Origin of the sequence: Martinezella dioscoreae, assembly GCF_009176305.1 — a bacterium.
Lineage (GTDB): Bacteria > Pseudomonadota > Alphaproteobacteria > Rhizobiales > Rhizobiaceae > Rhizobium > Rhizobium dioscoreae.
The window spans coordinates 14,392-30,915 of sequence record NZ_BLAJ01000015.1 but is presented as its reverse complement, the minus strand read 5'-3'; the positions used below and the strand labels follow the sequence as shown (position 1 = coordinate 30,915).

The window sequence follows — 16,524 nt, the reverse complement described above, 5'->3', positions numbered from 1 at the left end:
GCGGGGCAACGCCCGAGATCGATCCTCAAATCTCCGCTCGCTCGTTTGGTCTCGACGAGGAGACGGCTGTGGAGTTCTTGGACGCCGCCGCCGATATCGCCCTGATCGAGCGCCGGGCGATTTTAAGCTGCCCAGCGTGCAACGAAGCGATTGAGGCGGAGGCAGCAACGGAGGAACTATGTCCCTTCTGTGGAGAGGCTTTCGCCGATCACGGCGGCGTTCGGCGAAAGCCTGTCTATCGATTGGGCGTTCATGGTACGCGCGACATTCCTTGGGTGGTCGTGATTCACGGCTTTAATACTCACGGTGAGTGGCAGCAGGACCTCAGTTGGCGCATGGGGAATAAGCTCAAGTACAGCGCCCCGGTTCTGATTTACAAATACGGGCTCATTCGCTTTAGTGTTCTTGTGCGCTGGCGTCATCGGCAACTTGCAAGAAAGCTCGGAACCACCATCCGTTCTGCCGTCGAATACGCGAGAGCCAACCGAATACCCGAACCGCCGGATGTGATTCTCCATAGCTTCGGAAGCCAGTTGTTCGTCCAGTTGCTTGCAATGACCGAATTCGATGACTTGAAATTCGGGCGCGTTATAGCCGCAGGCACTGTAATCCGTCCGGACTACAATTGGACAGACCGTATATCTCAAGGCCGACTTGAGGCCGTGTTCTGCCATTGCGGTGGAAAAGATTGGGCGGTTCCGTTGGCACAGTACTTCATTCCAGGGACCGGCCCTGGCGCACGCCGCGGCTTCAGTGACAATGCCGTTATCAACGTGATGAATGAGCACTATGGGCATGGCGGCTGTTCCGAAATCAAGGAACTAGAGGCCAACCTCGCCCCTGGAGGGTTGTGGGATCGCTTTTTGCGTCGGCACCCCAGCACGTTTGACGGCGATCCGAATCTATACAGACCGAAGGCATGGCGCCCGATGTGGGCACCCATCCGGGGTATCGTTCGCATCGCTGGAGTCTTCCTGATGGCGTTGATAGCCGCAATTGCCATTACATCGATTTCTTGGGCCTGGCTCAAGGCAATTATATGGACCGGCATAGCGAGGCTTTTCTGAGTTCATTGCGAAACAGCCTGCCCGCCCTTGTGGCATGGCTCTCTTCGACGAGTTCAACCAGACAGGGGCGCAACTGTTCGATATGGACGCTGAAATTCGCCAGAACGTTTTCGCGGATAAAACAGACATTGCAGACGGGCCAACTCGTTCGGTTTCCTAACGAATTTGCTACAGGAGGAATTTGCAATAACGGGATCGTCGGTTCGACTCCTTTCACATTATTACTGATCCGATTTTGTTGGCTGTGGGTTGTTGTCTTTAAAAAAGTAGCGTCGCAGCCAAGGGCAGGACGACTGCTTTGCGCCTTCATTGTTGTCGCCCACGTACGATCGCGGCGACCCCAAAAGCAGTCATTCGTGCAGGCCGCGAGATTATGTCCAGGACCAGAAGCGAAATCGCAGGTGTGTCTCTGGGAGATTGTTGCTGTTCACGTTGTAAAAGGCGCCGCCCTCGTGCAGGAGGTTTCGCCCGGCGTTCAACTGAGTATTGCTGGTGCCATAGCCTATCTTTGCCGTCCAATAGCGTCCTCCTCGCATACCCGCGCCAAGGCCGGGCTGTTGACTGTGAAAACGCACCTCGAAATGCGTTTCAGGCCCGGCTCCACCGGTGCGAGGTACATTGCTGGACCTGAATTTCAAACCAAACATGTTGTTGGAGTTGAACGTATTCGGAGTTCCCCGCGGCGCAAGCTTCATCAGATCGCGCCAGGTAATGTAGGAGTTTGTCTGGACTGGCACTGGGGCAACCGGTGCTCTCGGATTTTTGAGTAGGTTGCCGGCGTTCAAAACACGATTGGCGTAAGTGTCTCCATCGGCCGCGGCATTGATGCGCGGGCCCCGTGGTCCAGGGAAATAAAAGGCTGACGTCAAGCCGCCGAGGATTGCCCCGGTGCCGGCGCCAGTCAGGGTGGCCCAACCGACGTTCTTGAACAGGTCAGCCCCTTTCTCGCCGCGAATCGCATTTTCCATGACTTGCCCCGAGGCGCCTGAAACCGCGCCCGAGATCGCGCCACTGGCCGTGCCGATCGCGACCCGGCCCGCTGTCGTCGCCGCGAAGGTGGCGACCCGGCCGCCGACGCGCGCCGCGGCACTCACCAATCCCGCGGTGGCGCCGCCTCCCGTCGCGACCGCCAAGGCGCCGGTCACGAAGCCGACCGCCGCGCCTATGCCAACTTCCTTCCAGAATTCGCCCCAATCCTTGATCTGCCAGTCGTTTTGAGCAGCATATGTGATTGCGCTTACCCCACCACCAATAATCGCGCCGACGATGGCGCCAATCGCGAGCGCGGCGAGGAACGCGAGCAGGCCGCTGGGGTCACTTGCCTGGAACGGAATGTTCGAGACGTAAGGGTAGGGGCTGGATGTTGAACGTAACGGATCGGGGGAGAGGAACCGTCGGGTTATAGGATCGTAGAGACGTGCGTTGAGGTTATACAATCCCGTTCGTGCATCATACTCCTGGCCGATGAACAGGAAGCGGACATTTTCGGCCCACGGGCCTACAGGCGTCTGCGACATGCCGCCAAAGGGGTCATAGGCGTATCCAGCCAGGATGGTTCCATCCTCAGCCAGGACAAGCCGCGTCGAATTCTGGCGATCGCGAATAACAAAGCCAGTCGAGAGATTCTCGTCGACTACGGCGACGAAACCAAACGGCCCGGGGATGTATGTCATCGAGCCGCCATTTTCCTCTGCTTCCGCGAGAATATTGCCGCTCTCATCGCGCAAATAAGATGTTTTCGACGCGGGTTCTCCAGCCGCTGAAAGCTGCGTCAGCTCGATGCGCTCATCGCCTTCGCCGTAGCCAACCTCAAAACTCGAGCCATCCGCCATCGCACCAGACGAGACCAGGCCGTTTACGAGATTGTACGAAAGGCTATCCAATGCACGGCCTGAGGCCGAGACAAGGTTGCCGCCTGCGCTATAGGTATAGATCTCCTCGTGGTCCGGTGTCGTCATGCCGACGAGCTGGTTGGTTCCATCCTTTATCGTGAAACTGCGATCTATTCCACGATCGACGACGGAAAGCATGTTGTCGTTGGCGTCGTACCTCATCGTCGCGTCGACGCCGCCGATCGAGCGAAGCATTCCATCAGCATTGACGACAGCGGAGATATTGCCCGCGGCGTCGTAGGCGTTTTCCCAGTCGTCAACGACAAGTCCGGCGGAACGGGCAGCCGGGCCGGGCGAAAACACTGCCTTCGTGATCTGGCCCTGATAATAGGTGGTGCCGTCCGCGCCTGGTGTTTCCCAATAACTCAGTGCTTCATTGAAGACTTCGCTGCGGGTTTCTATCAGCAAATCAAGTGAATTGTATTGGAATTGACGCGTGAAAGGCGCTGTTCCAGACGGGTTGAGAATTTCCTCTTGCGGCAAGCCATCCGCCGTATAGCGATAGCACGCCCACCGCAGTGGGTCGGTTTCAGAACCGATCTTCGTTACACGTCCTTGGAGATCCCTCTGGTAGAAGACTATTGTAGGCTGGCCCGCCGGATCGAAAGAAAGAGACGTGATCTGCCCGACGGCATCAACTGCGTAATGTTGAGCTCGAACTCCTTTTACGTCTGTCTGCCTGATCTCGACCAGATTGCCGGCGGCGTCATAACTGTTCAGTTGGATCCATGAGTTGTTGGCCTCAAGCTGGCTGCGCCGAAATGCCACCGTCCGTCCGATGCCGTTGACGGGATCGGCGACATCGCCTGCCTCAAGGCAGTCCCAGACAAGGTTTGCCTCCCACTTTCCGTCCGTCGGCCAATCCGTGTTGGCGAGCGGCGTCAATGCGACTGGATCCCACGCGTGATCGATGGTTCCAGATTCAAAAACGCGCCCCAATGGATCATATCGGAGATAGACTATTCGATCGGCGCCGCCGGCGCCCTTGGCCACCCCATCGGCGATCAGCGTGAAGCGCGGCTGGCCGAGCTTGTCGTAAATGACTTTGGTCTCTCCGCAGTCCGACGAATAGGTTTGCAGGATATTGCCGAGCGGATCGGTTTTTCGGCTCTGCGCGTAACTTTCGTTCCCCGTGGCGAAGACCATAGGAGGCAGCATTGTCGTCAGTTGCCCACGTGCATCGAACGTGCGCGCACTTAGCCGCTCGAATGGGCCATAGTGCGGCGGCGCCAGAAACCGGCGCCGCAATTCCGAAAAGCGATCATCGGTGAAAGTCCGGGTGCGCGCTCCATCTGCGTCGCGGATCTCGGTGCCGCAAAACAGTCCCGATGAAACCCCTTGCGCCATGTCACCGGTAACGTTGGTAATCGTCGGTGTTTCAGTGAAGTGATTCCCCTCGGGGTAGATCGCATGCACCTTGCCGGGACTACCAATTGCGCGCTGGCGATCAATAGGCGCCATTTCGAGCAGCACACGCTTGTAAGGATATCCCTCATCGTTCGAGCGATCGTCTTTGCCGGAGTAGTAGTCGGCGACGTCGCCGCTCATAACTCCCGTCGTCCAGTCAATTGAGGAGACAAGTTCTTTGCGAATGCCCGGCGTGCCATTCTCATAGCGGGCCGCCTTGGTCGTGATGACAGAGCGACCGAGACGATCTTTCAACGTCGCTGACGCGATCATCCCTTCCTCGTCGAAAATCTGACTCTGGAAGGGCATCGAGAGAGCATCCAGGAAGTCGAGAGCGAGTTGAGGCTTTGGAAGCAATGTAAGACCGGAAACGCTCAGGCCGACGGCTTCCGTAGTTTCCACGGAGAGGTGTCCGGCCTTGCCATCTAGGGCTGCGCCGATCGTCGGTTTCCCATCGATGAAGAGAGCGAGTGTCTCGCCGTAACGCGCGACTATCCATTCCGCCGCCGCAAGCTCGAGCTGCGCAACGCGAGTCTTTTCCGCTCCTTGGCCGTCCAGAATGCGCCACGCTCCGTTCGCCGGCGACCATTCAATCGCGCCTACGTCACTGATGCGGACAGCGATAGCATCGCGCCACCCTTCGGTGGGCGGCACGATGCGCATCCGGCATGCGACGCCTTCATCGGCGAAAGTCCCCGTGGTCGTCAGCCGGACCGCGCCGGCCTCGACGACCGTTAGCTGATTGGACAGAACGGTTGCCGACTGGACCTGCCATCCATCTACCGGACTGGGTGTCCAGTTGGTTCGCCACTTGTCGTCCGTGAAGCTTTCAAACGAGCCGCCGGCAGACGACTGGATATTGAGCGAGCAATTTGGAGCCGAAGCGTCGAAGCTGTCGTTTCCATCTGGAAGACGCGAAAATCCACCGCTGGCAAGAGCGATAACCTTGCCGTCTGCGTTGGTAGAGGCAAGCGCGTGATAGCCCTCGTCGTAATAGGATCGCGTCGTTGCACCATTGTCGTCGATTTGCGACGTAACGAGTAGCGTGTCCACGTCATAGACCGTCGCGCTCGCGCTGCCCGGCAATGGGAAAATTGCGATGTCATCGACAAACTCGTTCGTGGATGCGCCAGCGTTCCCGAACTCGATAAGCATCTCGGTTGCGTCTACGGGCACCGTCAAGGCTCGCTGAAGCTTGATCCAATTTCCGAAGGCAGGCTCAAAGGCAATATCGTAACGCTGCGTGCTGTCGCTGAAGGATATGGCAATTCCACCGCCTGGGGTCGAATCCGCCTCATTCCATAGCCAGAGGTTGAAGGCGACGCGAGTCACGCCTTCGCTAAGTGCGAACCGTGCCTCGATGCCGGGCGCCTGGGCCGCCGATGAGAGCTTCAACGATGCCCGCCCGCTATGAGCTTTGTCCGTCGAGATGAGGTCGCTGAGAAGCGAGCCATTGGTCGTCGACCAAGGCCCTGTCGCCTCATAGCTTTCAAAGCCTGTGTACGTGCATTCCGGTTGGCCCGCGGCACCTTGCCGGTTCGCTCCGGTTCCAGCATTCTGGAAACTCGCAATGGTACGCACATTCTGGCTGTCGAGTATCTGGCAGGAGGACACGCCAAGGGCGTTACGCCATTGAAGCGCGACACCTGTCGGCGCGCGACCGACAACCTCGTTGTTGCGAACCCATTCCACGTTTGCGTCCGGATTGGAAAAATCGAAGGCTGGCGCCTGTGCACCCGGTCCGTTCCAGGCATACTCGGCGAGATTATCGTATGGAGCGTCCGCGTGTTCCCATTCATTCGTCCACGTTGTGACGCTGGATGCGATGGTGGTCGTGTGCGTGACATTGGTCAGCCGGGTTTCTGCCACGGCACCCAATTGCCTTGTGGCTTTCATGTCAGTGTATTCCGGCAAGGTCCAGGCATAAATCAGCTGCGCCGTGATTGTCGAAAGCGTACCATCCGCCTCACGATTCACGGTTGATTGCGTAACCATCGAACCTGTTTGCGGATCGTAGGACTGTTCCTTGCGGCGGCCGAGTTCGCTTGTGAGTTCGATCAGACCCGACGGAGTAAACCGGGCCGCAAATCGACGATTATCTGAGTTGATGAGCCAGGAAATGCCCTGAACCACGGAGGCGACCGTCGCATCCGGGGACAGGGGTAGACCCGCGGCCTCGAACGCATCAAAGACGGATAGAGGGATCACGCCGTTGTCGAACGATGCGCCGGCTTCGGCGTCTGCGGTGAAGATCTGCAAAAGGCCGTCGACTGTCTTAGTCGCTCGAATGACGGGCATAGCGGCTGGAAGAAGAAGCTCCACCCTGGAGGCGACCCCGTGCTCCAGGCGCAAACCTTGCCATTCAATCTTTCTTTGGAAAAGCTGCAGGTCTTCGACTGTGTAAACGCTCGTATCATATTCTCGGCCGGCGACGAGAGAGTGGAATGCGTCCAGTTCCGGATCGTCCGCGATCGGCAACCCGTTGTAGTAGTGTGTTTCAATTCTTCCGCCCGTGGCAAAGCCCGCGGAATCAATCAGGCGCTCTTGAACTTCTGGATACTGAACCACCTGACCTGTTGGGTCGAACAATGCTGACGCGGTGTCATAGTCATAATCCGACCTCGTTGTTTGGAAGCCATCATCGACGGCAAGCGAGCCAATGACGTCGTCGGTCTGTTCATCTGACAAGCTGTTGTTCAGAATTCGATGAAGCACCAACGAGGCTGGTGCCACCGGATTGGAACCTTTCGGAAAAGTCGCGAAGGCGCGCTGGCTTGCGCAAGCCGGGGCAGTGAACCAGGCGACGTCACCTCCAAATATCTGCCCATCGAAATAAGCGATGTCGACCTTTCGCGCATCGCCAAGCAACAGTACCACAACCCGCTTGGCTCCGGCGGCAAGCGCCTCCGTGTAGATGATATAGGAACCGCGATTGACTAACGATTGAGGATCGCCGGATGTTGAAAGGTCAGCGATTGGGCTCCAGCTTTCATCTGCCTGTCGTCGATAGACTTTCGTGCCACAGGTCATGATGTTGCCTGCAAGCGTAGGCCTGTAAAGGATAGTGTTGGCCTCAGCCAGCTGCTCCGACACCCAGCTTCCGGTGGTTGGAGCATATCGGATCATTGCCACGGCGGGTGACCCAACGGATAGTGTTCGAACCGCAAAGTCATCGCCGATGACATAAGACGCGTTGGGATCGTCGGTGAATGTAAAGGGCTTCCAGGCGCCCGCGTCATAGCGGAATACACGCGGACCGTTGATCACGATCGTTTCCGAAACATAGGTGTGCGCAGTCTCAGCACGGGCGCCGTAGGTTCCTGCGAACTTGCCTTCTGCATTCCATTTCAGGAGCAGGAGTTGACCGCCGGCAGCGTCGACGTAAGTTACCGCTCCAAAATTCGGTCCGCAATTCAGCAAACTGCCGACATAATTTTCGTTCCACTGGACTCCATTTCTGCTGATGGGCGTTCCCGTGAGGGACCAGGATCTGTCAATGCCTCGCGAATAAAGGGAAATCGACAGACTGCCAGCATTGGAAATCGCGCCAACGAGAGTGCGTATTCCATCCGTTCCGACGACGACGTTCGGCACGGCGAGCGTGAAAAGTGTGTCAGTCCAGGACTGAGTGGTGGGCTCATAGCTGAAAATCTGGAACCGACCCTGACCCACGATGGATAGCGCAAAGAAGTCCTCTCCGCCAACGAGACTTGCCCGGACCGAAGCGACCTTTGTTGTCAGCGAAATGGTTCGCTTCTCCATATGCCAGACGTTTTGCTGGTATGGATCACGCCTTAATAACAGTAGATACGCGTTGTTGCCTGCAGCCCCGGAAAGCGGCGGCAGGAACAAAGCGATCATTGTTGAGGTTTGGGCGTAGACGATGCCTTCGGCATCAAACGCGCCGGCGATCGGCGACGACGGCGACCATGGCTTGCTCCATGCTCCTCCGAAGCTATAGATCTGGATCGCCGCCGATCCGCTCGTGCTATTGAGCCAGGTTACCGCCAGAAAGCCTTCTGAGGGCAACAAATAGGGCCGGGCACCCTTTGACCCGGCGGGAGGCTCAATTGTCAGCGACTTGTTGAAAAGCGGATTGCTTGTGGCGTTCAATGAGATCGTTTTATACGAATAGTCCGTTTTCGATCCAGCAGGCGTTAGTGTAGCGGTGAGCGCTCCGGGAGCAGGCGCACCAGCATCCGCATTGTAGGAAAACTTCGTGGCCGGCTCCTTCGCGATCCCATTCAGCGAAGACTCCACCGACGTCAGAAGACGCTTGGTGTACTTTTCCTCAGCCGGATCGACCAGATTGCAAAAGTCGTAGCCAAAGGAAACGACGCGGATGGCTGTCTTCGATTGCCAGTTGCTGTACTCGGTGACCCGATTAAGAAATTTGGTTTCATACCGGTCCTGATAGGCCGTGTTCGGTTCGCCCTTATAAAGATGTGGGCATTGCCACTCGAAACGCTCCTTGTCCAAATACGACAACTCGACGCCTTGGCCGAGGTCATCCGTTATTTTCGCGAGATAGGTGGCGCGAGTGTAGGAGAGGTTCGTGCCGACGGGCAGCGTGTCGACGTCGTAGACATAAGATAGTCCAATGCCCCAAGCGTTCTCGACACGGGCCAAGTTCCATGCGACGACATACGAAGTCCCATTTGGCGTCGTGCTGGCGCCGATCCATCCGTCCCAGGCAAGACCGAACTCGCAGTTTCCCTCGGTCGTATGGCCACCATAAAGGCGACGGCTGCCGTCCGGTAGTCGGACCGTCCAGCTCTCTACTGCGGGGTCGTATGTAAACTGCCAGAGCGGCAAGCTGTCCGTTGCGAAGACATATGTGTTGAGGTGGCTTGCAAGCAAAACAAGCGTGAAGAGGGTTCCGTTGTTTTCAATCGCGTAAGCCCCGCTATCGATGCCAAGCGATCGCTTCCCCATTACGACGATGCGCTCCCGGGGTAGCGACCAGCCAAGCCCCAGGATTGACGTCGGTGCTTGGGCATTATCACGTTTAGCTATCCGGAATATGTTGCTGGCGCATGCCGCCATGAGTTTGATGGATATTTCATTCAATCCGGGCATATCCGAGATGGCGAGCGGAACCATGATGTCGCCGCGAAACTTGTTGACGGTGCCAGCACCAGCTCCGCCGATTTGACCGTCGAGAACTTCGGGTTGGAAAGGGGCTGCAGAGTTGACTGGATTCCTGGACATGGTAATTGGTCACCTTTCAGGATGGTCTAAATGAACATGGCCGTGCGAGAGGCACGGCGGTTGTCACGCGAAGCTTTCAGATCATAATCGCAAGCAGCTCAAATAACACGCAAAAGATGTATTTTTCTGCGATGGTATCGCAGAGTTCAAAGATATCGAGCGCATTGAGTGATCGCACCCTTCGCGCAATTTTGCTGACACGTGTACTGGCAAGGGTCCGTTGCCGGGGAGCGCGCCCGGCAACGGGTTCCCTATCCGCACGCAATGGAGCCTTTGGGCAAGATCCGCCGGCTCAACGTCATGTTCGATTGGTTTCAGGTATGCGCAGATAAAAAGGACGGTTTGCCCGCACTTTGACTACCGACTAGGCGCCAAAACAGGTGTGCAAAAATGCGCCTGTTCCTTTTTTATAATTTGAGAATGCACGTAATTTTCACGAGCCATGGGTTTGGCTCGATACTGAATTAGCTAGATTTTGCGGCAGTAACTTCACCGATCCCAGAGGCGATGAAGGTAAAATCCCGATTTTTCGCATCGCCGTGGCTATCTCCCACCTTGACGTAAAGATCGGTACTGCTGAGCGAAATAATCACAGCGTTGTCGCGCGTATCGCCATCGTAAATTTCCGTTGCCGATGCACCGTTGATTTGGCTGAAAGCGGGCCGAAATGAAATCATGAAGTGGCCTTCACTCGGTCTGCTGACACTAAAGCCGCTGCCGTATTTTACGCTCCCATCTGAATTGATTGTGCCTGCTATTATGCGATCGACCATGGTGTGTCTCCCAAATGAGCAAATTCACATTTTCTTATATAAAATATTGTCGCAGAAATTGCAATTCATGGTTTTATAAATTGTCTCTATTTGAAGGCGTGCCGAGCTTCATTGTTAATTGAGTGTTTAGCGAGTGCACCATTTCGAACTTGCGCATGCAGTGGTCGATGGCTCAGCTCCTTTCAAGGCGGTTGGTCTTTATGCGATCACTCGGGCCGTCACCAATGCTAATCGGGTCGCAGGAATCTCTAGAAGATTTTCGCAATAGCCATTTCCTTTTCCAGTTCAGCTATCACTGAATGCAATCACCTGTGGGCGAGATCGTGGCGGCAACGGATGTGCCAAGCCATCTCGACTAAAACAGTATCGAGATCGACGGGCGTTGGAAGTAACTACAGGCGCGGATCCGCGTCGAGGAGTTCGAATGGCGGTGGTCGTTGGCAAACTCTATTCGAGGCATGATCGCTGGCAGTTGAGCCTGCCGTCCGCGTAGGCGCCAGCTGCGAAGGTAAACCGGAGATCAGAAGCGTTTTCACGGAGTTTCTTGGGTGATTGCGAGCAAGCCCAATGAAGAAGTAAACGCGAACTTCGAATTTTGGAGGCTAAGGCTGTCCTTCTAGTTTTTTGATCTCCGTAGATGCTATTATTCCATTGCTTTGGATATATGAGATTCAGAAAGTTCTTTCGCGATTGACTAAATAAATTCGCCGAATATTATTATTTATCGGCATGATTGGCGGGGGTGTCATGAAGATTATTCTTTTAGTGGCCGCAGTATTTCTATCCGGATGCAGTGCGGACATGTTGAAAAATGGTGCGACTGTTACCCCGGCAACTGTTCGTGCCTATATGAAGAATTCTTGTTCTGTCCCAGATGGATCGAGATCTTATTCTGCGTACGATTTTTATGTCGCCGGGATAGGTGCCGCGCGTCTGCAATGTGATAATTATATGCTTGCATTGATGAATACGAACCGAGATTCCAGATTTGCCGGCAGTTCGATTGCAACCGCCAATTCGCAAGCAGCACTCATCCTTGCCGCGACAATGTCGAATGCAACCAAGCCTGTAGCAGTAATTGCCGCCGCCTCAGAATTTGTTCGTCAGATAATCAGTGGTTATAATAATGAATACGCGTTTGCGTCCTTTGCTCAGGAAATTTATCCGCAGCTGCGCGCGATGATGAATGCCTATCTGGCAGATACGCGAACATTGCAGGTGGTTGAGCGAATTAAGGGCGACCCCTATTCCACCGCAAGCTACTGCATCGCAACTGATGTCGTGCGGACCTTTGCGTCCTATTGTTCTCCGGTGAACATAGATTCGAATGTTAGAAGCGCGATTTCTGCCGCGAAGCCGACACAGACGGGTACGGATACGGGCCAAAGCGCTGACCAAGCCCGGTCTCTACAGCTACCGCGCCGTCCGCCGGCCGGCTCGACCTCCCTAGCGCTTCCAACCTACAAGTTAAGTCAGTGAGAATGCGCTGCAGACGCATAGCCGTTCGTACGTCTCTTCTACAGAATTGCGAGCGTCCCGCCAAATCTCACTGGCGTTGCGTAGCAATCCATTTCGTGTAGTGACTCACCCTCGTATAGACGCCAGGTTTTCCCGGGAGTGCACAACCATCACCAAAGCTCACAATCCCCACTAAAGTTGGTTGAGAGCCGTTGGAATCTATCGTCAATCCACTTCCGCTATCGCCTTGGCAAGAATCCACTCCTCCCAATTTAAAGCCTGCGCACAACATTCTTGTGGAATCGAGGGTAGGGTAATGGCAATCGTCAACATCGACATATGGCACTTCAGCGTAATTGAGCCTCCGAACTTTATTGACTTCTCCGTCGCTACCCCACCCGGTTACGACGAGAAGGGGCTTTGCATGATCCTCAACAAGCTTGGCTACACGCTCATCCGCTTGAGTGTTGGCCAATGCGACGGGATTAGTATAGCGGTCGAACTTTAAGGGCGAGGCAAGTTTCAGGAGAGCGATATCATCACCGTCTTCGACTTTTCGATAGGCATCATTGACGATAATTGCTTGTACCTTGGTGACATTTATCTTCGAACCGAGCAGGATCGAGCCGCTGCTGACCGTTATGTCGTCCGGTTTCAAGCCGGCAACGCAATGAGCTGCGGTCAAGATCCATTGCTCCGCTATGATGGACCCACCACAGTAATGGGCTTTGAAGCGATCTGGCACCCAGGACGCTCCCAGTGACACCTGCCACGAGTATTGGCCTGCTGATGCGGCGATACCTCCAACAATTTTCGGCGTTCGTTTCTCGATGTAGGCAGCAACGGCCGCTTGGAATTCGGGAGGCATCAACAGGAAGTTTTTGCTGCTTAAGACGGTTTGATCCATGACAGCTGGGGGCGTTGCAAGCGCGGGACTTGCTATCATGAAGAAGGCTGAAAAGCACAATCCGGGTGGTCGCATCTCTTGCTCTCAAATATCGAAGATCAGTAGCCTAAAACCTTCATTCTCACACCGTTTCCAGTCACTTCCGGGCTGGCGGCAACGGATGTGATCGCTTTGCTACTAATGCCTTGCTGAGTCAGCAGGTACTTGGCATTTGCAAGTTGTAGCAATCGGTCTGATGCCAAGGCAGGATCTTCAGTCGCGCCAGCCGACAGCGAAATCCATGTTATCGTCTTGCCAGACTGTTTGAGCTGGTTGATCATGTCATCGATCGCACTCCCAGAAACCAAGGACGAGCTTTCCGTGCTTGTCGGTATCACAAAATCACCGATGGGACGCCCAAGAACGATCTTCTGATCTGATGGTGTCGGATTGACTTTGATATAAGCATCGTTTCCTCCGAGTTTCGGTGCCCCAATCTTAGCCCAGGTATCTGATCCGTTGGTTATGTAATCTTTCACCAGGACGCGATCCATACTCGCAAGCTTTCCCACAACTTTACTATTCAGTCCCGGCGCTGCCCTGACATTAAAATTCTTAAGCACAATTCGTGATTCGGCAGAGATTGGAACGTTGGTGGAAGTCTCATGCGGAAGTGCATCTTCGAGAAGGCCTCCTTGATAATTCTGAATTCGGTCAAATCCGAGCGAGCTCAATGAGCGGTTGACTTCCGCTTGCTCGTCCTGCGTTGCTGCATTGAATGCAGTCTCCACATCTCGAGGCGACACACCAGTATATGCTTGTGCCGTCTCCTCATCACCATTCTTATCAAGCCACGCCTTCGCGGCGCGGACGTAGGGACTTAATGCGTATCGCGCGATAAAAACCTTGACTGTTTCAGCCTTCTTCTCGTTAAGCGCCGACAGCCAGGCTTCCTTGTCGCCATCATAGGTTTTCTGCGTAGGGTTCATATAAATCTTTTCATACCAATATCCGTAGACACCCGGTTCTTGCGGAGCTCCCTGCTGGGTGGAGTTGAGAAGAACTTTTACGCCAATATCCTGATATACATCTTTAAATTCTGCGTCTTGCTTGGCAATATAGGATACGATTGCGCTGGTATATAAGCTCATGACCTCTTTTTGCTCGTAGCCCGCAGCAGTGGCGCCATCCTTTGTGGCAAGTCCCATGAAGAAATGACTTTTCTGGGAAAGCTGTGTCTGCGAACCTTTATTCACCTCAACAGATTGCGGATCTGTCTTGATCGCGCCAAGAGATCGACAAGCGTCGATCAGTAAAACGACACCCCCGGGCTTAGCTATGTTAAAGTAGTCAGGAATTGTTTCGCTGGCCAACGCAGATTTTAATATATCGCCTTTGCTCATTGGTTGCGGCATTGTGGTACCCACGATATAGCTGCTACCGGCATATATGAAGCCATGACCACTAAAGTACACCACTACGAGGTCGTCTTCGTCTACCTTACGCGCGAAGTCCCGGAGTACCTTGTCAAAATCCGAGTAGTTGCGGAGGTTCGAGGCAGTCGTAACGTCGAAGTGGGCCTGGTTTAGGGCGTCAAACATCCCCTTGCTGTCGGCTATAGCACTCGGCAGCTTATCCAAATTCTGATAATCATCGTTAGTGATGACGAGCGCCCAATGCTTAGGCTCTCGCATCACGAGATCGCCATCGCCTGCCCAAGCACTTGTAATGCCGAGCGGCGTCAAAGTTATGCCAACAAGTAAAAACCTAGAAACTTTCCACATACTGCACCTGGCACATATGAGTTACAGCTTGGCTATAAGGTTCCCCTTCTCGAGATATTTCAGCATTACAGCCGCTCCGCACTGCTGTGACACCGCGTTTGCATCCCACGTTCCGTCGGCGACAAACTTTCCCTTTTGGTAATGGTTCGAGAAGCTCCACAGATACGGGGAGGGAATTCGGATTCCCTTTCTACGATAACCGAGACCATTATACAGCTCGAACCGATACAACATATCTTCAAGCGTCCAGCCGTGTTGCGTGGCAAAGCCTTCATCCTCGAGTGCGTGCTTGGCGCTAGCTTGCCACGTATACGGGGGCGCCCAATTCCTCGGCCTGTTTTTGGGGACATGTCGCGTAACTTGGGAAAGCGGAACGTCCCCATTGTAGAGATGGGCTTTGAAGTTGAAACTCGCCTCCAGTGCATGGACAATGCCGATAAAGAACCATGGGACGCCAGTGATGCTCGACAGCTGCTCATACTGCGTTCTTCCGATGCCAAGCTGTCTTATATGCCAGTCAACGCTGCTCGCGCGTTCAGCCTTGACTTCACAGCTATCATAGAGGCTCCGGTATTCAGCGGCATTAGGTTTGGATGCGCTGGGCACACTTTTCGGAAGGCTTTGAGGCGGCGAGGAAGTTGCCGGGATTTTTCGCGGCTGCTGCGGATTAGGATTGCGCGCAGTAAAGCTATGTTCATCACGCGTTAGATCACTGAGATACACCGAAGCATTGTCCGCCAAGCTAGCGGCTCGGGCATCCCCTTCGGCTCTTTCAATAAGCTGTAGAAGCCTGGGCATTCCGTTCAGATATGCATTGTCGGTGGCGAGTTCAGAACGCGGGCTAATATTCTCTGGTAGCGGCGATTTGGCGGGCGGCAGGGCAAGAGAATCTGCTCTGCTTTCGAGATCGTCCAATTTAATTGAAAGATCTAGGGTTTTTTGCGAGGAATATTGCGCGTTGGATCGACCAGGGATTAGCGTAAAATTCGTTGAGAAAATGGTGATCGCGCAGGTTCTATAAAGGAATTCCCGTCTCTTAAGTCGCATTATATTCCCCCAAGGTAATAGTATACTGCGAATAGAATAGGCATCCGTATCGATGCAATCTGAGATAATAAGAGATTTTAGTCAATAGAGCGATTAATGTGTTTGCACCTTGGTGTTCCAGAAGTCTATTTTGACAGCCAAACTGATACCCCGTTTGGGCGGGGAAAGTTAGCTATTGTGATGATGCTTTAATGAATTCGATGGGGAATCTCATGCTCTACGCGAAATGCGTATAGATTTTGTTCTAGAAGCTATGGATGATGCAGTTCGCCAACTGCTCGTTTAAGCGCCGGGCTCTAGTCGCCGCCGCTGGGTGAAAGTTCCGTGGCAGGCCAACCCGGCTCGGCCTGCTATCGAGACGTGCCTCAGGCACTTTAACGGTTGTGGGAAGGCGGGTGATGCGGCTGGCTGGATGCTGGCCGCGATCCAGGAGCGGGTGAGCGAACGTGAGCTTTACGGCTGGCGCAGGCTCGGTGAGATCGCCGATGCAGTGGTGTATGAGTTGCTCGTGTCGGAACAGGCATCGCTGCATTGATGGCTGCCCGCTACGGCAATTCCGGCCGGTCGACCAGTTCGCCTTCCTTGGTTACGATCGTCGATCCATAGGGTTCGCGCGATGTGACAGTCAGCGCCTCATCGGCTAACGGCCTGGCTAGATCCTTCGCCTCATCCCACGGCGCCCTCATCCAGACGTCGGTCTCTTCCCTCGTCAGCAGCAGCACCGGCATGGCCTTGTCATGAATGGGTTTGACGAGATTGTTCGGCTCGGTTGTCAGAAAATCGTAGAGATCGTCGGTCGTGAATCCATCCTTGATCGGGCGGCGGGGATATCTGAGATGATAAAGACGGCGCCGATCGGTGAGGGGCGGCTGCTAAGAGCATCCATGCAGGCCACAAGATCACCAAGGCAAGTCATTGAAATCGTTTGATCATCGACTTCGAAAGCGGAACGCATGCAATTAGCCGGCTAAAAATCAGATAAGTTTAATTATGACACTC

At 54.5% G+C, this 16,524-nt stretch carries 8 protein-coding genes and 1 pseudogene; 3 read left to right on the top strand and 6 right to left on the bottom strand.

All coding sequences use genetic code 11. From position 1 onward, the window contains the following. Window positions 1-68: 68 nt before the first annotated feature. Window positions 69-1,067: a hypothetical protein gene (locus GDN47_RS28870; protein ID WP_152094766.1), complete on the top strand. Its 999-nt coding sequence runs from the start codon at window positions 69-71 to the stop codon at window positions 1,065-1,067. Window positions 1,068-1,438: 371 nt separating this feature from the next. On the opposite strand, the gene GDN47_RS28865 is transcribed toward GDN47_RS28870, so the two are convergent. Both GDN47_RS28865 and GDN47_RS28860 read right to left on the bottom strand, forming a co-directional pair. Then, the gene (locus GDN47_RS28865) at window positions 1,439-9,577 is read right to left on the bottom strand and encodes an RHS repeat domain-containing protein (protein ID WP_152094765.1); all 8,139 of its coding nucleotides are present in this window, start codon (window positions 9,575-9,577) and stop codon (window positions 1,439-1,441) included. Window positions 9,578-10,041: 464 nt separating this feature from the next. Then, a complete protein-coding gene (locus tag GDN47_RS28860) occupies window positions 10,042-10,350 on the bottom strand; it encodes a hypothetical protein (RefSeq protein ID WP_152094764.1) in 309 nt (102 codons plus the stop codon). 747 nt (window positions 10,351-11,097) lie between these two features. On the opposite strand from GDN47_RS28860, the gene GDN47_RS28855 reads away from it, so the two are divergent. After that, complete coding sequence (locus GDN47_RS28855) at window positions 11,098-11,829, top strand: hypothetical protein (RefSeq protein ID WP_152094763.1); 732 nt, start codon at window positions 11,098-11,100, stop codon at window positions 11,827-11,829. A gap of 67 nt (window positions 11,830-11,896) precedes the next feature. On the opposite strand, the gene GDN47_RS28850 is transcribed toward GDN47_RS28855, so the two are convergent. The 3 genes from GDN47_RS28850 to GDN47_RS28840 form a co-directional block, all read right to left on the bottom strand. Continuing rightward, window positions 11,897-12,715 (bottom strand): S1 family serine peptidase, encoded by an 819-nt coding sequence (locus GDN47_RS28850; protein WP_173002597.1) that lies wholly within the window; start codon window positions 12,713-12,715, stop codon window positions 11,897-11,899. Window positions 12,716-12,813: 98 nt separating this feature from the next. After that, on the bottom strand, window positions 12,814-14,478 hold the full coding sequence (locus tag GDN47_RS28845; RefSeq protein WP_152094761.1) for a caspase family protein: 1,665 nt from the start codon (window positions 14,476-14,478) through the stop codon (window positions 12,814-12,816). Between the two features lie 21 nt (window positions 14,479-14,499). Beyond that, window positions 14,500-15,525 (bottom strand): hypothetical protein, encoded by a 1,026-nt coding sequence (locus GDN47_RS28840; protein ID WP_152094760.1) that lies wholly within the window; start codon window positions 15,523-15,525, stop codon window positions 14,500-14,502. Window positions 15,526-15,937: 412 nt separating this feature from the next. On the opposite strand from GDN47_RS28840, the gene GDN47_RS32650 reads away from it, so the two are divergent. Further along, window positions 15,938-16,060, top strand: coding sequence for a hypothetical protein (locus GDN47_RS32650; RefSeq protein ID WP_267904848.1), 123 nt, complete (start codon window positions 15,938-15,940; stop codon window positions 16,058-16,060). 10 nt (window positions 16,061-16,070) lie between these two features. Here the strand turns inward: GDN47_RS32650 and GDN47_RS28835 are convergent. After that, window positions 16,071-16,346: pseudogene (locus tag GDN47_RS28835) on the bottom strand (SOS response-associated peptidase); the annotation flags it as partial. Window positions 16,347-16,524: the final 178 nt, after the last annotated feature.